Genomic DNA, 22,689 nt, shown 5'->3' with positions numbered 1-22,689 from the left:
GTCGGAATAAAGTTATGCTTTTTTCGCCGGACAGTCAATCCCCTCCACAAAAAAGTGCGGGTGGAAGCCCCTCCGAGATCTTCACCCGCACATCTGTCTATAAAATCCGCTGTTTCGGCCCGTAACCCTACATCATCCGCCCGAACGTGCGGCCGCCCAGCATGTAGCGCACCACGATCGAACCGCGATAGATGTGCCGGGCCTCGGCCTTGCGCGAGGAACGGATCGCCCGCCGCTTTTCGGCCAGCGCGCCGTGCCAGCGCAGGAAGTCCCGCCAGGCACGGAAGACGGCCCGGAAATTGTCGGCACGCCCCTGCACCAGATACGACAGGGCCGCCAGCAGGTCCAGCACCGGACGCACCACGGCAACCAGTATCCGCTGTCCGGGCGAGGAGCATTTGTAGAGCATGGCCAGGTTGTTGCGGTGGTTGTAGAAGACCTTCGACGGCGAGTCGGTCTGCAGCGTCCCGCCCCCCAGGTGGTAGACCCGGCTCTCGGGAACCACCCGCACGCGGTAGCCCGCCAGCTGCATCCGCCAGCAGAGGTCGATCTCCTCCATGTGGGCGAAGAAGTCGTCGTCGAAGCCCCCCAACCGGTGGAAAAGCTCCGCCCGGCAGCAGAAGGCCGCCCCGCTCACCCAGAACAGGTCGCGAGCATCGTCGTACTGACCCCGATCCTCCTCCACCGTGCGCAGGATCCGACCCCGGCAGAAGGGATAACCCAGCCAATCGACATATCCGCCCGAAGCTCCGGCATACTCGAACATCCGCCGATCCTCCGAGGAGATCAGCTTCGGGGAGACAACCCCCACGTCAGGATTCCGATCCAGCGCCTCCACCAACGGGGCGAGCCACCCCCGGGGCGTCTCCACGTCGGAGTTCAGCAGCACGTAGTAGTCCGCCTCGATGCGCTGCAGCGCCCGGTTGTAGCCGCCGGCAAAACCGTAGTTGCGGTCCATGCGGAGCACCGTCACCGAGGGGAACTCGCTCCGCAAGACCTCCACGGAGTCGTCCGTCGAGCCGTTGTCGGCCACGACAACCTCCACACCGGCCGGCGCCGCAGCCACCACCGAAGGCAAAAAACGACGCAGGTGAGCTACGCCGTTCCAATTCAGTATGACGATCTTAACAATTGACATCCCGTTTGTGTTTCCAGCGTTTGTGCGACCAGATCCACAGTTCGGGACGACGGCGGATCTCCGCCTCGAGCAGTCGCACGTAACGCTCCGTAATTTCATTCTCCGCCACCGGCTCCACACCGTCGTAGATCGGTGCGAACGACATCTCGTAACGGCCCCTCGACAGGCGGTCCATCTTCACGAAATAGACCGGAAGATGACAGCGGAGGGCCAGTTTCTCACCGCCGTCGAAGAAGATCGTATCCTGGTTCAGGAAACGGAACCAATGGCTGTCGGGACGCCGCGGCGGATTCTGATCGGCGATCAGCCCCATCACAAGATTCCTGCCATGAAGCCCCTTGCCGCGGTTGCGCAGGAAGAAGCGCAGGCTTTCGTTCATCGAGACCGTCGTGGCATGGTCGCCGTTGCGCAGCCGCTGGTAGAAGGCCTCCATGATCTTGCTGCGCAGCGGGTGGTAGACCGCCACGATGATCTGCGACGGCACGTAGAGCCCCCAGAAAGAGCTGTACTCCCAACATCCGAAGTGGGCCGTCATGGCGATCCAGTCGCGTCCCTCGACCCGCTGGCGATGCTCCTCCAGTCCGCGGATGGTCAGCGAACGGTGCCATTTGTGCGTGGTGAGATGGGCCAGATCGAGCGTATCGACGAAGATCTCGGCCAGCGTCCGGTAGAAGCGGCGCCCGATCTCCGCACGCTCCCCGTCGCTCTTCTCCGGGAACGAATTGCGCAGATTCGCGGCCACAACACCCCGCCGGTAGCGGATACCATAGTATAAGAGCAGATAGAGCAGATTCTCGACAATGTGATACTTGAACCAGCGGGGCATCACCGCAAAGAGACGTGCCCCGACCCAGAGTGCCTCCAGACCGATCCGCTGCCAAATATTCATCTTCGGATATTTCATTACGGCCTACAGATCGTCAGGGTTCCACGAAAATTTTCACGTCCGCGACCTTCGTCCGCAGCCGCAGCCAGTTGCGAAGCGTCGTCTCATCGAGCGGTCGCAGGCTGTCCCGACGCGTCACCACGCAGATCAGCGCCGTATCCTGCGGCACACCCTCCACATCGAACGTAATGCCCTTGGTCAGCGACACCGCCCGCACGTTCTCCATCAGCGCACCGATCTCACGCGAAACGTCGTTCACCCCGACATCCTCCGTAACACGGTAACGCTTCAACTGCGACGACATCTCCTCGATGCGGCGGTTCTTCTCGGCCAGCAGCTCCTGATAGCTCTGCTGCAGCGACACCACATCGACGCGATCCTCCGTATTGGCCTGCCGCACGACCAGTTCCGTACGGTCGAGGCCGTAGCCGTCCAGCTGCGCCCGGGCACTCTCGATCACCTCGTCGCCCAGCGCCTCGCCCACCAGCAGCAGTTCGATCCGCGACCCCTTGTGGGCGTAGTGCTTGTTGCACTCGATGACGCGCGTCTGCGGGAAGTTGAAGACCTGCGCCACGTATTTGTCCGCCGCCGCCTCGAAGAGCGAAACCTGCACCATGTGGAAGCCGATCACCACACTCGGAATGAAGGTCACCAGCGTGATGACCATCATCAGCCGTTTGACCTTGCGTTCGCGCGCCTTGTCGATGAAGACCTTCTTTTCGTAGCCCAGGAAACGGACCATCACGTAGGTGGCCAGGGCGATGAAGACCGAGTTGATGAAGAAAAGGTAAAACGCCCCGAAAAAGAAGCGGAACTGTCCCGAGGCCAGTCCGAAACCGGCCGTGCAGAGGGGCGGGATCAGCGCCGTGGCGATGGCCACACCCGGAATGACGGTCGAGGTGCGGTCCTGCCGCGTCTGGGCCACGATGCCCGCCAGACCGCCAAACAGCGCAATCAGCACGTCGTAGGTCGTCGGGGTTGTCCGGGCCAGCAGTTCGCTGCTGTTCGACGACAGGGGCGAGATGAGGAAGTAGACCGTCGAGGTGACGATGGCCACGATGAACATCAGCGCCAGATTGCGCAGCGAACGCTTCAGCAGTTCAAAGTCGTTGATCCCCAGCGAGAGGCCGACACCCATGATCGGCCCCATGATCGGCGAGATGAGCATCGCGCCGATGATCACCGCGGCCGAATTGACGTTCAGCCCCAGCGAGGCGATCATCGTGGCGAAGATCAGCACCCAGAGGTTCACCCCGCGGAATTCGACCCCCTTGGAGATGTTGGCCACCACTTCGTCGCGCTGCGCCTTGTCGTCCTCCAGGTTGAACCGCCCCCGGAGGAATTCGCGCATCTCGCCCAGCCAGGCGGCAAACGAACGTTGCCGGTCGGTATGCGTGGTGTCGTTCCGGTTATTCATGGTCGTTTTCATTCGGATGGGTTTCGCCGCGATCGTCGGCATCGTTCTCCGCCCCGCTCTCCGCTCCATCCGCCTCCGACGGGCGGCGGCGCGACTTGCCGCGCACGACCAGGACAAATTCGCCCTTGGGTTCGTGGGTGCGGAAATGGTCGAGCACCTCGGCCAGCGTGCCGCGCACGGTCTGCTCGAACTTCTTGGTCAGTTCGCGCGAGACCGAGACTTCGCGATCCGCCCCGAAGCACTCGACAAACTGCTCCAGGCAGCGGACCACGCGGTAGGGCGATTCGTAGAAGATCATCGTGCGCTCCTCGTCGCGCAGGCTCTGCAGGTGTTTCATGCGGCCCTTCTTCTGCGGGAGGAACCCCTCGAAGCAGAAGCGGTCACACGGGAATCCGCTCTGCACCAGCGCCGGGATCAGCGCCGTGGCGCCGGGCAGCGTCTCGACTTCGATGCCCGCCTCGACACACGTGCGCACGAGCAGGAAACCCGGGTCGGAGATGCCCGGCGTGCCGGCATCCGAGACCAGGGCTGCGTCGTATCCCGCAGCGATCGTCTCGGCGACCATCTGCACGGTGGCGTGTTCGTTGAACTTGTGGTGCGAGCGGAGTTTCTGCTCGATGCCGAGGTGTTTGAGCAGAAACGACGTCGTGCGCGTATCCTCGGCCAGGACGAAATCCACCTCGCGCAGCACCTTCACCGCGCGCAGCGTGATGTCATCCAGATTGCCGATCGGCGTAGGTACGATATAGAGTTTGGCCATGCCGTCAAGCGAATTTGCGTTCGAGAAGCTCCATCAGGAGTTTGGCGCCGTCGGAATTGGGGTTCCAGGCGTAATGCTCGGCAATGAAGATCATGCAGTCGTCGAGGTCGTCGAAGCCGTTGAGCGTCTCGATCGCACGCTCGAAGGCCGCACCGTCACCGCCGAACAGGTCGCGGATCAACAGGAACTTGTCGTTCAGACCAATGGCCTGACGAAGATCCGTGATCGGTTCGTTGTGAAGGATCTCCGATGCCATGTCACGCGGCGGCACAATCGTATCGGCCAGCGTCTGCACGCGGGGGTTGATCACCTCGCCCAGTACCGCACCGGCCGACGCAATCGGCATTCCGCCCTCCGTCCGGCGATCGGTGTCGTCGAAGGCGGGATCAAAGGCCGATGTCCTCGGCTTCGATTCGGGTTCCGGTGCGGGGGTCGGTGCGGTCGGAACTGATTCGGATTCGAGTTCTGATTCGGGTTCAGGTTCGAGCTCGGGTTCGGCTTCGAATTCGGGTTCAGGTTCGGATTCGGGTTCGGCCGATGCCGTCCGGGCAGTCGACACCGTAGCCGATTCAACCGGGGCCGGAGCTGACGTCTTCTCCGACACTTCTTCGGAAGGCTGGTCGGCCCGGGCAGGTGCAGCGTGCGGCTCGGCGGTTGTCGGGCCTTCATCCGTCTGTTTCGACGCTGTTTTTTCGGTAAAGGCTTCGGAGCCGCGCTCAACCTCGATGATCTCGAAGGGTTGCGAGACGTCGGTCGACGTGGATGAGGCCGGAGAGAACGCACCCGGCGTCGGCGACGGGCGACGACCCGATACGGCAGGCCGTTCCGGTTCGGGCGAAGGCCCGTAGAGCGACATGATGACCCGCTGTTTGTGACGGTGGCGGACCGTCTCCTCATCCTCCATCCCGAAAAGCGTAGGTGAAGCGGCATGGTGCGATTTCGCGGCGGCAGGTTCGGCACTCCGGGACGAATCCAGCGTAACGGACGCCTCCGGAGCATCCGGTTCGAGTGTCACCGATTCGGGGGTCTCCGGCTCGGCCGTTTCCGGTTCGGCTGGCTGTGTCTCAGCAGGCTCCACCGACTGCTCTTCTACAGTCTCAGCCATTTCCGGCTCGGCCGTTTCCGATTCGGCTGACTGTGTCTCAACAGACTCCGCCGGCTGTTCTTCAACAGACTCGGTCGGTGCCGATGCGGAAGATTCGGCAGGCTGCAGTTCAACGGATTCAACCGGAGTCGATGCAACGGGTTCAGTGAGTTCGGCGGTCTGCGGTTCGGCCGGCTCTGCCGGTTCGGCCGGCTCTGCCGTTTCCGGTTCGGCTGGCTGTGTCTCAGCAGGCTCCACCGGCTGTTCTTCAACAGACTCGGTCGGTGTCGATGCGGAGGATTCGGCTGGCTGCAGTTCAACGGATTCAACCGGAGTCGATGCAGCGGGTTCAGTGAGTTCGGCGGTCTGCGGTTCGGTCGGCTCGGTCGTTTCCGGTTCGGCAAGCTGTGTCTCAGCAGGCTCCACCGACTGCTCTTCTACAGTCTCGGCAGGCCCCGGTTCGGCCTTTTCCGGTTCGGCAGGCCCCGGCCCAACTTCAGCGTCGAACGGTGCCGAGGGTTCCGCATAGATGGGTCCTTCGGGCTCCCCCAGATCGGGAAAGCCGTCCAGGGAAAGAACCGCCCCCAAATCAAGCGATTCGGGAAGCTCCTCTTCCGGCACTTCGGGCACCGCCTCGGCGGAGACCTCCTTCGCCTGCACGGCTCCGGGCCCGGCAAAACGGATCGCTTCGTAGAGGTCGCGCAACTTCTGCAGAGCCAGATCCCGCTCCACATCCGGTATCTGATCCGTCTGCGACCACCCGTCGATCAATGCGGCGAGTCGCTGCAGATCGGTTTGCATTGTTTTCCAATCCATCGTCCGTTTATTTTAGACCTTCAAAGATACGCATAAACCGCCGTTCGGCAAAAAATCACGGCGATAATTTTCCACAAAGCCCGCCCGGAGGCCTCTCGCATGCACAGGAGGAGCCTTGCCGACCATTTTCCGGTCCGCAGCGCAAACCCGCAGCGGAAAATAGACCGCACGGGGTAAAAATTGCCGGCAAAGTTGTCTTTTTGCCCCCGACTTTTCGTATCTTTGCGCTGCGAACAAAAAAATTCGAAATACATGGCATTACAATGCGGCATCGTCGGTCTGCCGAACGTGGGCAAATCGACGCTTTTCAACTGCCTGTCCAACGCAAAGGCTCAGGCTGCCAACTTCCCCTTCTGCACCATCGAACCCAACGTCGGCGTCATCACCGTGCCCGATCAGCGGCTGATCCGCCTGGCCGAAATAGACCACCCCAAACGGGTCATCCCCACCACCATCGAGATCGTCGACATCGCCGGTCTGGTCAAGGGCGCCTCGAAGGGCGAAGGCCTGGGCAACAAGTTCCTCGGAAATATCCGCAACACGAACGCAATCATCCACGTGCTGCGCTGCTTCGACAACGGAAACATCACCCACGTCGACGGTTCGATCGACCCGGTGCGCGACAAGGACATCATCGACACGGAGCTCCAGCTGAAGGACCTCGAGACGGTCGAGAACCGGCTGGCCAAGACCCAGAAGCAGGCCACCTCGGGCGGCGACAAGAACGCCAAACGCGCCGTCGAACTGCTGCTGCAGTACAAGTCGGTGCTCGAGCAGGGCAAGAGCGCCCGCACCGTGGAGCTCGACAAGGAGGACCGCAAGCTCGTTGCCGACCTCAACCTGCTGACTGACAAACCCGTGCTCTACGTCTGCAACGTCGACGAAAAGAGCGCCGCAACGGGCAACGCCTACACCGAGGCCGTACGGAAGGCCATTGCCGACGAAAAGGCCGGGATGCTCATCATCGCCGCCGCCACCGAGGCCGACATCGCCGAACTCGAGAGCTACGACGAACGGCAGATGTTCCTCGAGGATCTGGGGCTGGAGGAGTCGGGTGTGGCCCGGCTGATCAAAGCGGCCTACAAATTGCTCAATCTCGAAACGTTCTTCACCACCGGAGCCGACGAAACCCGCGCCTGGACCTACTCCCGCGGCATGAAGGCCCCCCAGACGGCCGGTATCATCCACACCGACTTCGAGAAGGGATTCATCCGTGCCGAGGTCATCAAGTACGACGACTACGTCACGCTCGGGTCGGAGAAGGCCTGCCGCGACGCCGGCAAGATCGGCATCGAGGGCAAGGACTACGTCGTGCAGGACGGCGACATCATGCACTTCCTCTTCAACGTCTGACCGAGCGGGGGGGGGTGGTGATGGGGCCGAAGGCCCGCTGAGACGAGGCAGGCATCCGCAGTGATGGGGCCGAAGTCCCGCTGAGAAGCAATTAACGACCCGCGCAGACAAGCCGGCTCCAGACCACACAGCAAGAAGAGACCACCCCGCCAAGGCACCAAAAGCAAACCCGGCGCACGTCGAAAATTCGGGATGCGCCCCAAAGACAACGGAAAACCTAAAAAACTGTTGACCATGAAAAACGCAAAGTACCTCCTTCTGGGCATCGCGGCCATCATTTGCGCCGCCGTGCTCGCCCGCGCCTACACCTACAAGTATCGCTCGCAGGACACGATCGTCGTGACGGGCCTCGGCGAAACGGAGTTCACGTCGGACCTGATCGTCTGGTCGGCCACCCTCACGGCCGAAGCCCAGCAGGTCGCCGCCGGATACGCCCAGATCGAACAGAGCAAGGCCAAAGTGCAGAAATACCTCGAAGAGAAGGGGCTGCCGGTCGATGCCGTGGTCTTCGAGTTCGTCAACGTCGACAAGCAGTTCGAACCGGTCTACAACGCCAACGGGAACTGGGCCGGGCAGCGCTTCAAATGCTACCAGCTGCGGCAGCGCTTCACCGTCGAGTCGCGTGACGTGGAGCGCGTCGAGACCATTTCGCGCGAGATCTCCTCGCTCATCGCCCAGGGCGTCTCGATCGAAGCCTACGCCCCGGACTACTACTACACGAAGCTCGACGACGTGAAGATGGGGCTGATCGAGACCGCTTCGGCCGACGCCCGGATGCGCGCCGAAAAGATCGCCGTCAACGCCGGCACGAAGATCGGCCGCGTGGCCTCGGCCCGCATGGGCGTCTTCCAGATCACCGGCGCCAATACCAACGAGGAGTTCTCGGCCGGCGGTTCGTTCAACACCGCAAGCCGCCAGAAGAAGGCCCGCATCACCATGCGCATCGAATACCGCGTGAAATAACCGGGGCCCTCAAGAGGAGGGGGGGCGCTGCCGGAAGAACAAACCGGCCAGCCACAAACCTCCGCGAAAAGAGATAAAACGACAAAAAACATAAATGTCCATGGAAAGACCTGTTCGGGTGCGCTTCGCACCCAGCCCCACCGGGCCGCTCCACATCGGAGGCGTCCGCACGGCTCTGTACAACTACCTCTTCGCCCGTCAGCACAAGGGCACGATGATCCTCCGCATCGAGGATACCGATTCGCAACGCTTCGTTCCCGGTGCCGAGGAGTATATCCTGGAGTCGCTCAAATGGTGCGGCATCCAGATTGACGAGGGTGTCGGCGTCGGCGGCCCCCACGCCCCCTACCGCCAGAGCGAACGCCGCGAAATCTACCTCAAATACGCCCTGCAGCTCGTCGAGTCGGGCTGGGCCTACTACGCCTTCGATACGGCCGAGGAGCTCGACCGCCTGCGCCATGAGGCCGAGGCCCGCGGCGAGGCTTTCGCCTACAACTATCAGGTCCGCGAAAAACTGGCCACCTCGCTGGCCCTCCCGGCCGAGGAGGTTCGGGCCCGCATCGACCGCGGCGACCAGTGGGTCATCCGCTTCAAGATGCCCGAAAACCAACTGGTCGAGATGGACGACCTGATCCGCGGCCATGTCGAAGTCAACACCTCGACGTTGGACGACAAGGTACTCTACAAGTCGGCCGATGCGCTGCCCACCTACCACCTGGCCAACATCGTCGACGACCACCTGATGGAGGTTTCGCACGTCATCCGCGGCGAAGAGTGGCTTCCCTCGCTGCCGCTGCACTACCTGCTCTACAAGGCCTTCGGCTGGGAGGCCACGCAGCCCGCCTTCGCCCACCTGCCGCTGCTGCTCAAGCCCACGGGCGGCGGCAAGCTCTCGAAGCGCGACGGCGACAAGATGGGATTCCCCGTCTTCCCGCTCTTCTGGAAGTCGCCCACAACGGGCGAAACCGCCCGCGGATACCGCGAGGACGGCTACTTCCCCGAGGCCTTCATCAACATGCTGGCGCTGCTCGGTTGGAACCCCGGCACCGAGCAGGAGATCTTCTCGATGCAGGAGCTGATCGACAGCTTCTCGCTCGAACGCGTCTCGAAATCCGGAGCCCGCTTCCAGCCCGACAAGGCCAAGTGGTTCAACGCCCAGTACATGCACCACAAGACGGACGCCGAACTGGCCGTTCTCTATCAGCCCATCCTGCGCGAGCACGGCATTGAAGTCTCGGACGAGGTGGCCGGACGTGCCGCCGGCATCATGAAGGAGCGCGCCACGTTCATCACCGATCTGTGGGACCTGACGTCGTTCTTCTTCGTGGCGCCGACCCAGTACGAGGAGAAGCAGACCCGCAAGTACTGGAAAGGACAGAACCCGGCCATCCTGCGCGAGGTGCGCGAGGTGCTGGCCTCGATCGACGACTTCTCGCTCGAAAACACCGAGCGCATCGTCCACGCCTGGATCGAAGAGAAGGGATACGCCATGGGCCAGGTGATGAACACGCTGCGTCTGGCACTGGTGGGCGCCGGCAAAGGCCCCGGCATGTACGACGTCACGTCGTTCATCGGCAAGGAGGAGTGTCTGCGCCGCATCGACCGCATCCTCGAGGTGCTGCCCCCGGTCGAGTAGCAATCCGAGGGGGGGGGCAGGGCAGACCGGACGGAACAAAGCCATGCTGAATGGAACCGGCCGGCCAAATGAAACTGAAACCGCTTAAAACTGCATGAAAAGATGGTCAATATTGAACAGAACGTATGGGGCATGACCCCCGAGGGTGAGGCGATCATCCTCTATACGCTGCGCAACGACCGCGGGGCCGAGGTGCAGCTCTCGAACTTCGGAGCGGCCATCGTCTCCGTGAAGATGCCCGACCGCGAAGGCCGCATGGCCGACGTCGTGCTGGGGTACAAACACCCCGAAGGCTACTTCTTCGACGGTGCGGCCGCCGGCAAGAGTGTCGGCCGCTGCGCCAACCGCATCGCCTACGGCCGCATGACGGTCGAGGGCAAGGAGTACCACCTGGAGATCAACAACGGCGTGAACCACCTCCACGGCGGGACGAAGAACTTCGCCAACCGCGTCTGGGAGAGCCGCGTGGAGACCAACCGCGTGGTGATGGCACTCACGTCGGAGGACGGCGACCAGGGCTACCCCGGCGAGCTGTATGTCGAGGCGGTCTTCGACTTCGACGACGACAACGCCCTGGAGATCACCTACAAGGCCAAGACGACGCAGACGACCGTCGTCAATCTGACGAACCACGTCTACTTCAATCTGGCGGGCGAGTCGAGCGGCTCGGTGCTGGACCACGAGCTGCGTCTGAACTGCTCGAAGGTGCTGGAGATGAACGAGCGCCAGATCCCGACGGGCCGGCTGCTCGACGTCGAGGGGACGCCGCAGGATTTCCGCGAGTTCCGCTCGTTCCGCCCGGGCATCGACTCGGAGTTCAACCACATCCGCGACTTCCGCGGCTACGACCACCCGTTCGTCATCGACGGCTGGAAGCCCGATATCCTGGGTGAGGTCGGAACGCTGCGCGAACCGAAATCGGGACGCACGGTGACGGTGCTCACTTCACAGCCCAGCGTGATGATCTATACGGGCAACTGGCTCTCGGGCGGCTGCCCCGAGACCAAGTCAGGAGGCCGTTACGAGGATTATGCCGGTGTGGCGATGGAGTGCCAGAACTACCCCGATGCGGTGAACCATCCGGAGTTCCCCTCGCCGCTGCTTCACCCGGGCGAGCTCTACTGCCAGAAGATCGTCTTCCGCTTCGGCACCTGCTGACGCGGGGCCGACAAGGGGGGGGGAAAAAAACCCTGAAAAAGATGTCCCAAGTAAAGGGAACCGAATAAGAAGAGGGACGGAATGCAAATTCCGCCCCTCTTCGCATGGAAAGAGTGCAGATCAGCGGAAAAGTCCAATTCCGATCAAAGCGGCAACCGCGAGAAAAAGCATCCATTGACACAATCGCAGATAGTGACGCGCCGACGACCTCTCGATAACCAGTGACAGAAGCCACCCCAGCGTCCACCCGCCATAAATCAATGCGAGAAACAACTCCAGAGCCCTGAAACGAGGAAGCACTCCACTTCCTGACGCCAACAGAAAACCGGATGCCATCAACAGATCCACTCCGATCATCTGCATACCGCAACGCCCCATCAGCCACGCATCGCAGGCCCGGATGCTGTCCCGATCGGGACGGGCCGAGAATAGAACCGGTTGCCGGCAAACGAATGCACGAAAAAAGCAACGAGAAGCAGCCCTCCGGCTGCCTGCATCCATCCGTTCATGTTCCCGTCTACAATTTGAGATACAACGACTCGGGCAACCACCGCAGCAGCCAGGCCACCAGTCGCCAGCGACGGGTCACAACCGCCACTCGCCGCCCGCGGAACAGGGCCCGCAGCATCTGATCCACCACCCGATCGACGGGCATCACCCAAAAGAGCCCCTCGCCGCGAGCCATCGCCGTATCGACCAGTCCCGGACGGAGGTCCACCACCCGAACGCCCGAAGCGGTCTTTGCCGCCCGTTGGCGCAACCCCTCGGCATAGTTGATCTGATAGGCCTTCGAAGCGTTATAGGCCGGAGCCGCGCCGTTTCCGCGCAATCCGCCCACCGACGTGACAACCGCAAGGCACCCCTTACCGCAGCTTTCGAACCGGCGGTAGGCCCAGTCGACCACAGCCGTCCAACCGCGCACGTTGGTCTCGATGGCCGGCTTCTCGAGGGCGAAATCCAGCGACGGATTCAATTCGCCCGTCCCCGAGCAGACGACACAAAGATCCATCCCGCCCAGTCGTTCGACCAACTCCGACAACGCCTGTAGACACTCCGCCGGATGCGTGACATCGGCCTCGGCATACAAGATATTCGCGGGAGCACCCTCAGCCAGTTCACGAAGCAAGGCCCCGCGACGCCCGACGGCCCCGACCCGCCATCCGGCGGCCGCAAGCCGTTCGGCAAGGCCCCGTCCGATCCCGGACGTGGCCCCGATAATGACAACCTGTTTCATGCGGGCAAAGATAGAAAAGGCTGCCGGAGAGGGAGCTGATCGAAATCAAGAAATGCGGGCGGTCACCGGATGCGGCGACGGATACGGCTCAGGGTCTCGGGACGAACCCGCAGATAGGAGGCCAGTTCCTTGAGGGAGACAAGATTCAACAGATCGGGACAGCGGCGCAGCAGAGCCTCATAGCGCTCCTGCGGCGAGGTGACGTAACATTGCAACAGCCGTTCGTAGACCTCGGCCAGCAGATGTTCGGCCAGTCGGCGCCCCAACCGCTCGTGGGCCGCATCCGCCGCGTAAAAGGAGGCCAGACGCCCGTAGTCAAGACACCACACCCGGCTTTCGCACATGGCCTCGATCCCGACCCACGACCGCTGACCATTGCTCATCGAAATATAGTCGCCGACAAACTCCTCCGAAAAGGAATACCCTACCACCGGGGCATCCCCTTCGGCTGTCAGATGCACGTAACGGAAGGCACCGCTCTCGACCAGCCCGCAACAAGGGTTGTGTTCGTCCTGCCGGGCCAGAAGCTCTCCCGGAAGAAAGAGTCGGCTGTGGCCCTCCGTCCGGAAGAGTTCGGCCAGCGGTGCAAATTCCGCAACCGTTATGTAATGATTGAAATCCATCGGAGGGCAAGATACGATTTTTTTGGCACACGGATTGCTCTTACGGCCGGTAAATCGAAACAATCAAACCTTTAATCGGAACAAACATGAAAAGACTGCTCCTCTCTCTGACTCTGCTGGCCCTCGTGGCCGCAGGATTCTCCGGGTGCTCCAAACAGCGCCAATGGAACCACGAACAGCGAAAGGCCATGCGCGAAGCCCTGCGCTCGTATCGCCAGATGGTCTACCTCGACGACCTGACCGATGCCGAATTCGGGCTCTTCTCCGACGCGGTCGCCGGAACGCTCGAAAATGCCTACCCCGTCTACGTGGAGTTTATCCAGATGGAGGGCGTCGACGATACGGTCGACATGGTCGTCGTGACCGAAATCGTCGACGAACTCAACGCCGATGCCCGCAACATGCGCCACATCTTCCCCTACAACGTCCTCGTGGCTCAGGGAATTCTGCCCCAGGGGCTCGACCACGACCAGCTCAAGGCCTTCTACAACTGTCTGGCCACAAAGGTCAACAACACCTACTCCTCGATAGGGCAGTTCTTCAACGCCATTCTGGCCGACACGACCGACCTCTCGCAGATCAGTCAGTTGGAGAGCCTGTGCGCCAACGATCTCTTCAACTGGGAGGTGACCGAGATCGACATCACCGAGACCGTTACGCCCGTCACGCCCGCCGCCGGGGCATCCGCAACCTCGGCTCAGCCCGTCGCAACAACCTCGTCCGACAACGCCCGGTAACGGCTCCGCTCATACAAAAAGGGGCTTCCGAGGCATCTCGGAAGCCCCCTTTTGCAGGTATCCCGCCCGTGGCTACCGGTCGGCGAAGAGCGATCGGGCAATGCCCATCTCCAGTCCGCGCAACTCGGCCAGTCCGCGCAGGCGGCCCAGGCACGAATAACCCGGATTGGTCCGCTTGTGCAGGTCGTCGATCATCTGGTGGCCGTGGTCCGGACGCATCGGGATCGAGATCCGGCGGCGCTGTTCGACCTCGAGCAGCGCCTTCATCACCTCGTACATCGGCACGTCGCCTTCGAGGTGGTTCGCCTCGTAGAAGTTGCCCTCGGCATCACGCTGCGTCGAACGCAGGTGGACAAAGTTCACGCGGTCGCCCCAGCGGCGCATCATCCCCGGCAGGTCGTTCTTCGGCGAGACGCCCAGCGAACCCGTGCAGAGGCACAGTCCGTTCGAGGCGTTCGGAACGGCCTCGACCAACTTCCGAAAATCCTCCTCCGTGGAGAGGATGCGCGGAAGGCCGAGAATCGGGAACGGCGGATCGTCCGGATGGATGGCCAGCACCGATTCCACCTCGTCGGCCACGGGCGTCACCTCGCGCAGGAAGGCGATCAGATGCTCGCGCAGCACCTCGGCCGTCACCCCCCTGTAGCGGTCGAGTTCATGCTGGAACTGCTCCAGCGTGAAGCTCTCCTCCGAACCCGGCAGTCCGGCAATCATGTTGCGCGTCAGGAGTTCGATCTCGGCGGCATCCATCCGTTCGTAACGCGCCCGGGCCGCGGCACACTCCTCCTCGGTGTACTCCTTTTCGGCTCCGGGACGCTTCAGGATGAAGAGGTCGAAGGCCACGTAGGCCGCCCGCTCGAAGCGCAGGGCACGCGATCCGTCGGGCAGTTCGTAGGCCAGGTTCGTGCGCGTCCAGTCCAACACCGGCATGAAGTTGTAGGTGATGACGTGGATGCCGCACGCAGCCAGGTTGCGGATCGACTGCTTGTAGTTCTCGATATAGGGCTGGAAGTTGCCCGTGCGGGTCTTGATGTGCTCGTGGACCGGGATGCTCTCCACGACGGACCACGTGAGACCGGCATCGGCAATCAGCTGCTGACGGCGGCGGATCTCCTCGACGGGCCACACCTCGCCGTTGGGAATGTGATGCAGGGCATGGACGATATCGGTAGCTCCGGCCTGACGGATATCGGCGAGGCTGACGGGATCATTCGGCCCGTACCAACGCCACGACTGTTTGCAAAGATACATGTTTTCTGGATTTGGGGAGGGCCCGCCTGTCGCGGCTTCCGGACCGATACGGCCGGCAAGGGCTCCTCCGGGATTCGTGTTTCAGATCGAGAAGGCGTCGAAGCCGCCGTCGACAACGGCCAGCGCGCCGGTCACAAACGACGATGCGTCGCTGATCAGGTAGTGGATCGTGCCGAGCAGCTCCTCGGGTTCGGCAAAGCGGCCCGCCGGCGTATGGGCGATGATCGTCCGCGCGCGGTCGGTATACGAGCCGTCGGGGTTGGTCAGCAGCGTGCGGTTCTGGTTCGTCAGCAGGAAGCCCGGAACGATGGCGTTCACGCGCATCTCGGGGCTGAACTTCATGGCCAGTTCGGCGGCCATGTACTTCGTATAGTTGGCAATGGCGGCCTTGGCGGCGCCGTAGCCCACCACGCGCGTCAGCGGACGAAGCGCCGACTCGGAGCAGAAGTTGACGATGACACCCTTCCGGCGGGCCGTCATCGCCTCGCCGAAGACCGTCGTCGGAAGCACCGTGCCGAAGAGGTTCAGATCCACCACCTTCCTGAAGGCGTCGACCTCCAGGTCGAGGAACGACTTGTCGGGAGCGATCGTGGCTCCGCCCATGTTGCCGCCGGCGGCGTTCAGCAACACGTCAATGTGGTCGTAGGCCTTCAGAATGGCGTCGCGATTGGCCTCGAGCGCCTCGCGGTTCAGCACGTCGGTGGTCAGAAACAGCGCCTCACCGCCCTTCCCGCGGATCGACGACACCAGCTCCGAGCCGGCCTTCTCGTCGCGGTCCAGCACGACGACTTTCGCCCCTTGCCCGGCCAGGTAGGCACAGATCGAACGGCCCAGAATACCGGCTCCGCCCGTCACGACAACCACACGGTCGCGAATGTCAAAAAGATTTTTCATGATCGGTTCAATTGATATTGTTGGCATAGTACGAAATATTCTCGCGCAGCAGAATGTCGATCGGCAGGTTGTTGACCGCCGCCGGACGACGCCCCTCGACCAGCCATCCGCACAACGCCATCACCCCGCAATAACCCTGCATCCCGGGGCGTTGGGCCACCAGGGCGGTGACCACCCCCTCCTCGAGCATCCGCCGGTTGCGGGCGATCACATCGTAGCCCACCAGCCGCACGTCGGTACGCTGCCGGGCTGCCAGGTAGCCGCCCAGAATGTAGCAGGTCGAATTGAAGGTCACGGCGCCGGCAATCGATCGGTGGCAGTCAAACAGTTCGTCGAGCATGCGGGCATTGTGCGCCCCGTCGTCCAGACGCAGCGACACATGGTGCAGGGTTCCGCGAAAATCGTGGCGCGCAAGATAGTCCCGAAAACCACGCTCACGCTCGCGGCACTGGTTCGAGCCGCCGTCTCCGTGATGGAGAATCCGTCCCACGACAATGTCGGCCCCGGGATCCAGCCGCTCGAAAAGCAGACGCGCCGCCACCACCCCGGCATCGAACGACGAGGTGCCGTAGTAAGCCAGCCGGTGGCACTCCGGCAGATCGGAATCGACAAAGACATAGGGAATCTCCCGCCGGTCGAGCTCCCCGGCAAAGGGAATGACCCGCTCGGCAAAGAGCGTGGCCAGAAGCACACCGTCGAAGGACTCCGCCCGCAGCCGTTCGAGCAGCGCATCGAACGACGTCCGGTCGTACTGATCGAAATAAAAGCGGTGCACCTCAACGTTGTAACGCCGCGCCTCGGCCTCGGCCCGGGCGATGCCCGCCTCGAAGTCGGCCCAGTAATCGCCCTCGGCAAAACGGGGCATCACCACGGCCACCGCGTACCGACGTCCCGAAGCCAGCGAACGCGCAATCAGATTCGGACGGTAGTCGACCCGTTCGAGCACCTCCCGGATCCGGGCCAGATTCCCGGCCGAGACCTTGCCGCGGTTGTGGATCACGCGGTCGACCGTTGCCGTCGATACGCCCGCCATCCGGGCGATGTCGACGATCCGCACCGTCGCCACGGCTCCGCCATCCCCGGCCGGCTTCATCGTTGCGTCCGACGTCCTCGCCCCGGAGCGGTCCCGTTCCGAAGGGGTCGGGGCGGCCGGCCGCGTCTTCGTCGGCGACGCGTCTCTCTCCGAGGGGATATCTTCGTGTTCTCGCTGCATGATCGTGTGCTTCGGATCTTGGGATCCGCGGTCCGACAAAAGTAGGTACTTTTTTCGAAAATCGCAAGTGTGTGCGCACACACTTATGATTTTGAGCAAAAAAATCCGACCCGCAGGTCGGATTTCATGGACGGAGCCAAAAGGGTCGATGCCGCCTCAGGTGCCAGGCATCCCGATGGTCCCACCCTCCGGAAGGCCGGTCGCGAGCCGCACCGAAGCCTTGGATGAAGCTACGCCGGATGCTTCAACCCCGGGAAGTCGGGCGACACGACGATGCGGATGGCCCGGTGGAGGATCGAGAACTCGAGCGGCGTATGGCCCAGCGGTTCGCCGTCGATCTCGACCGAGACCTCGGGCGACGACTCGATGCGGATGTGGCTGCCCCGCTCCTGAAGGATGTGGCGGATGCGGTAGATCCCGCCGTTGAAGAGGTAGTGGAAGCGGAAGAGCACATGCCAGAAGTGGATCGGGCGGATGAGCGAAAGGTCCAGAATGCCGTCGTCGGCAATGGCCGCCGGAAGGGGCTGCATGCCGCCGCCGTTGAACTTGCAGATGCCCACGGCCGCCGACAGCAGCAGGTTGTTGTAAACCAGACGGTCGTCGACCCACACCTTGATGCCCGTCGACTTGTAGCGGAAGAAGTTCTTCACCACGCACCACGTATAGCGCCAGCGGCTCTTGTGGCCCTTCTTCTTCAGGTGGGAGAGCTTGCGCACGACGTGGGCGTCGAATCCTACGCCGGCCACATTGGCCATGTAGCGGCTCTGGCGGTAGTGGGCCTCCTCGTACGAAACCACCCCGACGTCCTGCAGGAACGAACACCCGGCGCTGATCGCCCGCACGGCATCCTGATAGCGGTTCGAGATGCCGAACGTACGCACCCAGTCGTTGCCCGTACCGACGGCAACGACGGCCAGCAGCACCTCGTCCGGACACACCGTCTGCTGGATGAAGAGGCCGTTGACCACCTCATGCAGCGTACCGTCGCCACCGACGGCGATGATCCGCCGGTAGCCCTCGCGCACGGCCGTCACGGTCAGCTCCGTGGCGTGGAACTTGTGCTCCGTGAAGACCGGTTCGCAGACGATATGCGCATCGCGCAGCAGCTTCGAGATCTGCGGAAAGTGATCGAGCCCGCGGCCGCCGCCGGCCACGGGATTGACGATCACGAACCACTTGTCGGACTGTACGGCCACCTCGACGCTACTTTTCGGGGATGTGACGCAGCGTGTCGGTCAGGAAGTCGTAGAACTTCACGACCGAGGCGATCTCCACCTTCTCGTCCGGCGAGTGGGGATAGCAGATCGTCGGACCGAACGAGATCATGTCCAGACCCGGATAGTTGCTGCCGATGATGCCGCACTCCAGTCCGGCGTGGATGGCCGTCACGTGGGGTTTCCGACCGAAGAGACGCTCGTAGGAGGCGGTCATCGCCTTCAGGATCGGCGACGACATGTCGGGATTCCAGCCGTCGTACTCGCCCGTCAGCTCGGTCTGTGCGCCGGCCAGGGCAAACAGCGCCTCGATGGCCTCGCCCAGGGCGCGCTTCTCGCTGCGCACCGAACTGCGCAGCAGGCACTGCAGCTTCACCGTGCGGCCGTCCGAAACCACGCGGGCCAGGTTCGTCGAAGTCTGAACCAGCCCCTCCATCGCCTTCGACATCTTCTGCACGCCGTCCGGACAGGCCACCACGGCACGTACCAGCGCATCGGCCGTCTTCGCAGGCATCATGCCGGCCGGACGTCCGCACTCCTCGGCTAACATCTCGATCGAATCCTCGATGCCGGCATATTCGGCCACAATGACCTCCCGGTAGGCGGCCAGCGCCTCGGTGAAGGTCCCCAGCTCCTCGGCCGGGACGAGCACCGTCGCCTCGGCCTCACGCGGAATGGCGTTGCGCAGCCCGCCGCCGTCGACCGACGCCAGCAGCACCTCGCACGGAGCCTCGTTCAGGAAGCGGAACAGCACCTTGTTGGCATTCGCCCGCTGGCAGACGATCTGGATGCCCGAGTGGCCGCCCTTGAGCCCCTTGACCGTCACCTTCACGGCCGAGTAGCCCTCCGCCGGGGTCGGCACCTCGGCGTAGTCGAAGAGCATGTTGGCGTCCAGTCCGCCGGCGCACCCCACGTAGAGTTCGCCCTCGGTCTCCGAATCGAGGTTGAGCAGGATGTCGCCCTGCAGCAGTCCGCCCTTCAGTCCGAAGGCACCGTCCATGCCGGTCTCCTCCGTGGCCGTAAAAAGCGCCTCGAGCGGTCCGTGCTGCAGCGTATCGTCCTCGAGCACGGCCAGAATCGCGGCCACGCCGATGCCGTCGTCGGCCCCGAGCGTCGTGCCGTCAGCCGTCACCCACTCACCGTCGATATAGGCGTCGATCGGATCCTTCGTGAAGTCGAAGACCTTGTCGTTGTTCTTCTGCGGAACCATGTCCAGATGGGCCTGCAGAACGACCCCCTTGCGGTTCTCCCAGCCCGGCGTGGCCGCCTTGCGCACGTAGACGTTGTGCGCCTCGTCCTCGTGAGCCTCCAGGCCCAGTTTGTGCGCCGTGTCAAGCACGTAGCGGCGGATCTGCTCCTCGTGCGACGAGGGGCGCGGGATGCGGACGATCTCCGCGAAATGTTTCCAGACCAGTGTCGGCTTCAGTGCCGTCAGATTGCGATCCATAGTTTTCGGGATTTATTCGTTTTTGGTTTTTGAATGATTATTCGTTTCGTGTTCGTCGGACTCGGCGGCCGCCTTGCGGTCGAAGGCCTCGACGATGTACTTGACCAGCGGGTGGCGCACGATGTCGCGTTTGTCAAACTCCACGATGCCGATTCCATCGACACCGCGCAGGATCTCCATCGCACGCACCAGTCCGCTGTCCGACTTCTTCGGAAGGTCGACCTGCGTCACGTCGCCCGTGACAATGAAGCGCGCGTTGCGCCCCATGCGTGTCAGAAACATCTTGATCTGCGACAGGGTGGTGTTCTGCGCCTCGTCCAGAATGACGAAGGCGTTATCCAGCGTACGGCCACGCATGTAGGCCAGCGGCGCGATCTGAACGGTCCCCTCCTCGAGGTACTTCTGCAGTTTGGCGGGCGGGATCATGTCGTTCAGCGCATCGTACAGCGGCTGCAGATAGGGGTCCAGCTTCTCCTTCATGTCGCCCGGCAGGAAGCCCAGCTTCTCGCCCGCCTCGACGGCCGGACGCGTCAGGATGATGCGCCGCACCTGCCGCTCCTTCAGGGCCCGCACGGCCAGCGCTATGGCCGTATAGGTCTTGCCCGAACCCGCAGGCCCCACGGCAAACAGCAGATCGTCCTTATCATAGAGCTTGACCAGCCGCTGCTGGTTCACGGTCCGCGCCCGGACAATGTTGCCGTTGTTGCCGTAGACGATCACATCCTTGTCCACGGGCCCCTCCTCCTGGAGCGAGGCCCCCGAGAAGCACTGGTCGATGACCTGCGACGAGATATGACCGTACTTGAGGTAATAGGCCACCAGCGCGTCGATGCGTTTGGCAAAGCGGCGCGTCTCGGCCTCCGGGCCCAGCACCTTGAGCGACGACCCCCGCGCCACGATCTTCAGCGCCGGATGCAGCGACTTGATCTGATCCAGATAGGCGTCCTGCGGGCCGTAGAGCTCCCGCGGATCGACCCCTTCGATGAGTATCTCCTTACCGACTGTCTCCGTCATAGGCCATCAGAAGATATAACCGACGCTGAGCGCCACGTTGTAGGTACGGAGTTTGTCCAGCTGGCGGCCGTCCGGAAGCACCACGTCGTGCTTGCTGCGGAACTGGCCGTTGTAGCGCACGTCGACCAGCAGGTGGCGCAGCAGCACCACCCCGGCACCGACCGTGTACGACACCGACGGACGGATCCGCCCGAAATCGAGCAGATCGCCGCCCGACTTCTGCTTGCAGTCGTTCATCACCGTGAAGACCGGTCCGGCGTAGATGCGCAGCGGACTGAGCAGGCGGAACGACGCCAGCACCGGCACGTCGATCGAATTCGACTTCAGGTTCAGCTCGCCGCCCCCTTCGGGACGGATGCGCAGCCCCTGCCGCACGTAGAGGATCTGCGGCTCGACGGCGAAGGCGCCCAGCTTGACGGCCGTGACGATACCGGCCTGCCAGCCCATTTTGTTGCGGATGTCCGTGGCATCCATGTTCGTCGTATAGTCGGGGATGTTGATACCCCCGATCACGCCCCACTCCACCAACGTGCGGGGGCGTTGTGCCGCAGCACTCCCGGCCGAGCCGGCCAGCAGCAGCGTCAAGAGGATTTTCAGCAGTTTGTTCATAGTCATTTTCCGTTTTTGTCCCGTCCGAGGCGGATTGCCGCCCAAAGCATGTAGGCCAGGCAGACCGCCACAAAGATCATTCCCGCATGAGGGTTCCCCGTCACACGGATCACCGCCCCGCACACCGGCCCCGAGACGGCTCCGGCCGCAATGGCGAGGATCATCAGTCCGGCCACCTCGTTGGCCCGCTCCGGCACGGCCTTCGTCGCCACGGCGTAGAACGTGGCGAAGACGCACGCCATCACGAAGCCCAGCACCCCGACGGCCGCATAGATCGCCGCCTCGTTGCGCACGAAGATCAGCGCCACGGCCAACACCAGGCCCACGGCCATGTTCCAGGCCAGGTACTTCACGTCGGAGAAGCGCACGAGCACCCACGCCCCGACGAGCGTTCCGACAATGCGGCAGGCGTAGAAGCCCGTCGTCGTAAGGATCGACGAGGGGTTGTCAATCAGCCGCACGGAGAGGTATCCGATGGCCACGTCGCCGGCAATGAAGCAGGCCATGCCCAGCGCCGAGAGCAAGACACGGCGGTTCTTCAGCAGGCGGAAGCACTCCGCCAGTCCGGCGGTCCGTTCGCTGCACGGCGGTTCGGGGATCGCCGTCAGCTGCAGCCACACGCCTCCGACGACGGTCAGTCCGGCGTAGATCGGCAGCAGCAGCCGCCACGAGCCCGTCCACGCCACAAGCGCGGTCACCAGCGGCGCCAGCAGCAACAGCGACGTGTTGCGGAAGATCTGCCCGACGGTCAGGTAGCTGGTCATCCGCTCGCCGGGGACGATCGTCGCCAGCAGCGGGTTGACGGCCACCTGCACGAACGTATTGCCGATGCCCAGCAGGCCGAATCCGACGAAATACCACCTCAGCAGACACGCGGCACCCGCCGCCCAGGGGATCATCAGCCCCGCAAAGGTGAGGGCATAACCCGCCAGCGCCGTCGCCTTGCGCCCCCAGCGGTTCATCAGTGCCGCAACGGGGGTCGAGAGCACCAGAAACCACAGGAAGACCATCGTCGGGAGAAAGCTCACGGCCGTCTGCTCCTCGGCGGGAAAATCCGCGGCGATACGCCCCGTAATGGGGGCCACCAGGTCGCAGAATCCCATGATGAAGAAGCCCGCCAGAACGGGGCACAACAACCGGGCGGAGATCGGGGTACGGTTCGTCATGCGTTGTTGTTTACGTTGTTCGATTCTTCAAAGTTACGTTTTTTTCCGGAAAAACGCACTCCGCCGTGCGATTATT

General features: G+C 62.8%; 20 protein-coding genes. 5 read left to right on the top strand and 15 right to left on the bottom strand.

The window, feature by feature from the left end; translation table 11 throughout:
• Positions 1-127: 127 nt before the first annotated feature.
• Genes B5E60_RS00780 through B5E60_RS13895 form a run of 5 tightly spaced genes read right to left on the bottom strand, consistent with a single transcriptional unit; the run spans position 128 to position 6,101 of the window.
• Positions 128-1,138 carry a glycosyltransferase family 2 protein gene (locus B5E60_RS00780; RefSeq protein ID WP_087308975.1) on the bottom strand — a complete coding sequence of 337 codons (1,011 nt, stop codon included), beginning with the start codon at positions 1,136-1,138 and terminating at the stop codon, positions 128-130.
• Positions 1,125-2,042 (bottom strand): lysophospholipid acyltransferase family protein, encoded by a 918-nt coding sequence (locus tag B5E60_RS00775; protein ID WP_087308974.1) that lies wholly within the window; start codon positions 2,040-2,042, stop codon positions 1,125-1,127. The genes B5E60_RS00780 and B5E60_RS00775 overlap by 14 nt, the downstream gene beginning before the upstream one ends.
• A 16-nt stretch (positions 2,043-2,058) precedes the next feature.
• Complete coding sequence (locus tag B5E60_RS00770) at positions 2,059-3,441, bottom strand: TIGR00341 family protein (RefSeq protein ID WP_087308973.1); 1,383 nt, start codon at positions 3,439-3,441, stop codon at positions 2,059-2,061.
• Positions 3,434-4,201, bottom strand: a complete 768-nt coding sequence (gene rsmI / locus B5E60_RS00765) for a 16S rRNA (cytidine(1402)-2'-O)-methyltransferase (RefSeq protein WP_087308972.1) — start codon at positions 4,199-4,201, stop codon at positions 3,434-3,436. Before rsmI ends, B5E60_RS00770 begins: the two co-directional genes overlap by 8 nt.
• Before the next feature lie 4 nt (positions 4,202-4,205).
• A complete protein-coding gene (locus B5E60_RS13895) occupies positions 4,206-6,101 on the bottom strand; it encodes a hypothetical protein (RefSeq protein WP_087308971.1) in 1,896 nt (631 codons plus the stop codon).
• A gap of 252 nt (positions 6,102-6,353) precedes the next feature.
• On the opposite strand from B5E60_RS13895, the gene ychF reads away from it, so the two are divergent.
• The 4 genes from ychF to B5E60_RS00740 all read left to right on the top strand — a co-directional run bounded on the left by ychF (position 6,354) and on the right by B5E60_RS00740 (position 11,211).
• A complete protein-coding gene (gene ychF / locus B5E60_RS00755; protein ID WP_087309083.1) occupies positions 6,354-7,454 on the top strand; it encodes a redox-regulated ATPase YchF in 1,101 nt (366 codons plus the stop codon).
• Positions 7,455-7,688: 234 nt separating this feature from the next.
• Positions 7,689-8,417: an SIMPL domain-containing protein gene (locus B5E60_RS00750; protein ID WP_087309082.1), complete on the top strand. Its 729-nt coding sequence runs from the start codon at positions 7,689-7,691 to the stop codon at positions 8,415-8,417.
• Positions 8,418-8,517: 100 nt separating this feature from the next.
• Positions 8,518-10,053 carry a glutamate--tRNA ligase gene (gene gltX / locus B5E60_RS00745; RefSeq protein ID WP_087309081.1) on the top strand — a complete coding sequence of 512 codons (1,536 nt, stop codon included), beginning with the start codon at positions 8,518-8,520 and terminating at the stop codon, positions 10,051-10,053.
• Positions 10,054-10,155: 102 nt separating this feature from the next.
• A complete protein-coding gene (locus tag B5E60_RS00740; RefSeq protein ID WP_087308970.1) occupies positions 10,156-11,211 on the top strand; it encodes an aldose epimerase family protein in 1,056 nt (351 codons plus the stop codon).
• 517 nt (positions 11,212-11,728) lie between these two features.
• On the opposite strand, the gene B5E60_RS00730 is transcribed toward B5E60_RS00740, so the two are convergent.
• Positions 11,729-12,445: an SDR family NAD(P)-dependent oxidoreductase gene (locus tag B5E60_RS00730; RefSeq protein ID WP_087308969.1), complete on the bottom strand. Its 717-nt coding sequence runs from the start codon at positions 12,443-12,445 to the stop codon at positions 11,729-11,731.
• Positions 12,446-12,507: 62 nt separating this feature from the next.
• Positions 12,508-13,068: a Crp/Fnr family transcriptional regulator gene (locus tag B5E60_RS00725; RefSeq protein ID WP_087308968.1), complete on the bottom strand. Its 561-nt coding sequence runs from the start codon at positions 13,066-13,068 to the stop codon at positions 12,508-12,510.
• An 86-nt stretch (positions 13,069-13,154) separates the two neighbouring features.
• Between B5E60_RS00725 and B5E60_RS00720 the strand changes: the two genes are divergently transcribed.
• Positions 13,155-13,805 carry a hypothetical protein gene (locus tag B5E60_RS00720; RefSeq protein ID WP_087308967.1) on the top strand — a complete coding sequence of 217 codons (651 nt, stop codon included), beginning with the start codon at positions 13,155-13,157 and terminating at the stop codon, positions 13,803-13,805.
• Positions 13,806-13,877: 72 nt separating this feature from the next.
• On the opposite strand, the gene uxuA is transcribed toward B5E60_RS00720, so the two are convergent.
• The 8 genes from uxuA to B5E60_RS00680 all read right to left on the bottom strand — a co-directional run bounded on the left by uxuA (position 13,878) and on the right by B5E60_RS00680 (position 22,613).
• Positions 13,878-15,056: a mannonate dehydratase gene (gene uxuA, locus B5E60_RS00715; RefSeq protein WP_087308966.1), complete on the bottom strand. Its 1,179-nt coding sequence runs from the start codon at positions 15,054-15,056 to the stop codon at positions 13,878-13,880.
• 81 nt (positions 15,057-15,137) lie between these two features.
• On the bottom strand, positions 15,138-15,950 hold the full coding sequence (locus B5E60_RS00710) for an SDR family oxidoreductase (protein ID WP_087308965.1): 813 nt from the start codon (positions 15,948-15,950) through the stop codon (positions 15,138-15,140).
• A gap of 7 nt (positions 15,951-15,957) precedes the next feature.
• Positions 15,958-17,043: a LacI family DNA-binding transcriptional regulator gene (locus B5E60_RS00705; RefSeq protein ID WP_087309080.1), complete on the bottom strand. Its 1,086-nt coding sequence runs from the start codon at positions 17,041-17,043 to the stop codon at positions 15,958-15,960.
• 350 nt (positions 17,044-17,393) lie between these two features.
• Positions 17,394-18,359 (bottom strand): diacylglycerol/lipid kinase family protein, encoded by a 966-nt coding sequence (locus B5E60_RS00700; RefSeq protein ID WP_087308964.1) that lies wholly within the window; start codon positions 18,357-18,359, stop codon positions 17,394-17,396.
• Between the two features lie 7 nt (positions 18,360-18,366).
• The gene (locus B5E60_RS00695; protein ID WP_087308963.1) at positions 18,367-19,824 is read right to left on the bottom strand and encodes an aminoacyl-histidine dipeptidase; all 1,458 of its coding nucleotides are present in this window, start codon (positions 19,822-19,824) and stop codon (positions 18,367-18,369) included.
• 12 nt (positions 19,825-19,836) lie between these two features.
• Positions 19,837-20,838 carry a PhoH family protein gene (locus B5E60_RS00690; RefSeq protein WP_087308962.1) on the bottom strand — a complete coding sequence of 334 codons (1,002 nt, stop codon included), beginning with the start codon at positions 20,836-20,838 and terminating at the stop codon, positions 19,837-19,839.
• 6 nt (positions 20,839-20,844) lie between these two features.
• Complete coding sequence (locus B5E60_RS00685; RefSeq protein WP_087308961.1) at positions 20,845-21,447, bottom strand: outer membrane beta-barrel protein; 603 nt, start codon at positions 21,445-21,447, stop codon at positions 20,845-20,847.
• 2 nt (positions 21,448-21,449) lie between these two features.
• Positions 21,450-22,613 (bottom strand): MFS transporter, encoded by a 1,164-nt coding sequence (locus B5E60_RS00680; protein ID WP_087308960.1) that lies wholly within the window; start codon positions 22,611-22,613, stop codon positions 21,450-21,452.
• Positions 22,614-22,689: the final 76 nt, after the last annotated feature.

The sequence above is a fragment of the Alistipes sp. An116 genome (assembly GCF_002161005.1).
Taxonomy (GTDB): Bacteria; Bacteroidota; Bacteroidia; order Bacteroidales; family Rikenellaceae; genus Alistipes; species Alistipes megaguti.
The sequence above is the reverse complement of the archived record's forward strand: the minus strand, read 5'-3'. Positions and strand labels throughout refer to the sequence as shown.

What these genes read in the sequence shown, in the direction of transcription:
- B5E60_RS00690 (WP_087308962.1), bottom strand. Translation starts at nt 20,838, where the DNA reads ATGACGGAGACAGTCGGTAAGGAGATACTCATCGAAGGGGTCGATCCG.
- B5E60_RS13895 (WP_087308971.1), bottom strand. Translation starts at nt 6,101, where the DNA reads ATGGATTGGAAAACAATGCAAACCGATCTGCAGCGACTCGCCGCATTG.
- B5E60_RS00750 (WP_087309082.1), top strand. Translation starts at nt 7,689, where the DNA reads ATGAAAAACGCAAAGTACCTCCTTCTGGGCATCGCGGCCATCATTTGC.
- B5E60_RS00710 (WP_087308965.1), bottom strand. Translation starts at nt 15,950, where the DNA reads ATGAAAAATCTTTTTGACATTCGCGACCGTGTGGTTGTCGTGACGGGC.
- B5E60_RS00770 (WP_087308973.1), bottom strand. Translation starts at nt 3,441, where the DNA reads ATGAATAACCGGAACGACACCACGCATACCGACCGGCAACGTTCGTTT.
- B5E60_RS00725 (WP_087308968.1), bottom strand. Translation starts at nt 13,068, where the DNA reads ATGGATTTCAATCATTACATAACGGTTGCGGAATTTGCACCGCTGGCC.
- B5E60_RS00775 (WP_087308974.1), bottom strand. Translation starts at nt 2,042, where the DNA reads ATGAAATATCCGAAGATGAATATTTGGCAGCGGATCGGTCTGGAGGCA.
- B5E60_RS00780 (WP_087308975.1), bottom strand. Translation starts at nt 1,138, where the DNA reads ATGTCAATTGTTAAGATCGTCATACTGAATTGGAACGGCGTAGCTCAC.
- rsmI (WP_087308972.1), bottom strand. Translation starts at nt 4,201, where the DNA reads ATGGCCAAACTCTATATCGTACCTACGCCGATCGGCAATCTGGATGAC.
- gltX (WP_087309081.1), top strand. Translation starts at nt 8,518, where the DNA reads ATGGAAAGACCTGTTCGGGTGCGCTTCGCACCCAGCCCCACCGGGCCG.
- uxuA (WP_087308966.1), bottom strand. Translation starts at nt 15,056, where the DNA reads ATGTATCTTTGCAAACAGTCGTGGCGTTGGTACGGGCCGAATGATCCC.
- B5E60_RS00705 (WP_087309080.1), bottom strand. Translation starts at nt 17,043, where the DNA reads ATGAAGCCGGCCGGGGATGGCGGAGCCGTGGCGACGGTGCGGATCGTC.
- B5E60_RS00685 (WP_087308961.1), bottom strand. Translation starts at nt 21,447, where the DNA reads ATGAACAAACTGCTGAAAATCCTCTTGACGCTGCTGCTGGCCGGCTCG.
- B5E60_RS00730 (WP_087308969.1), bottom strand. Translation starts at nt 12,445, where the DNA reads ATGAAACAGGTTGTCATTATCGGGGCCACGTCCGGGATCGGACGGGGC.
- B5E60_RS00740 (WP_087308970.1), top strand. Translation starts at nt 10,156, where the DNA reads ATGGTCAATATTGAACAGAACGTATGGGGCATGACCCCCGAGGGTGAG.
- ychF (WP_087309083.1), top strand. Translation starts at nt 6,354, where the DNA reads ATGGCATTACAATGCGGCATCGTCGGTCTGCCGAACGTGGGCAAATCG.
- B5E60_RS00720 (WP_087308967.1), top strand. Translation starts at nt 13,155, where the DNA reads ATGAAAAGACTGCTCCTCTCTCTGACTCTGCTGGCCCTCGTGGCCGCA.
- B5E60_RS00695 (WP_087308963.1), bottom strand. Translation starts at nt 19,824, where the DNA reads ATGGATCGCAATCTGACGGCACTGAAGCCGACACTGGTCTGGAAACAT.
- B5E60_RS00680 (WP_087308960.1), bottom strand. Translation starts at nt 22,613, where the DNA reads ATGACGAACCGTACCCCGATCTCCGCCCGGTTGTTGTGCCCCGTTCTG.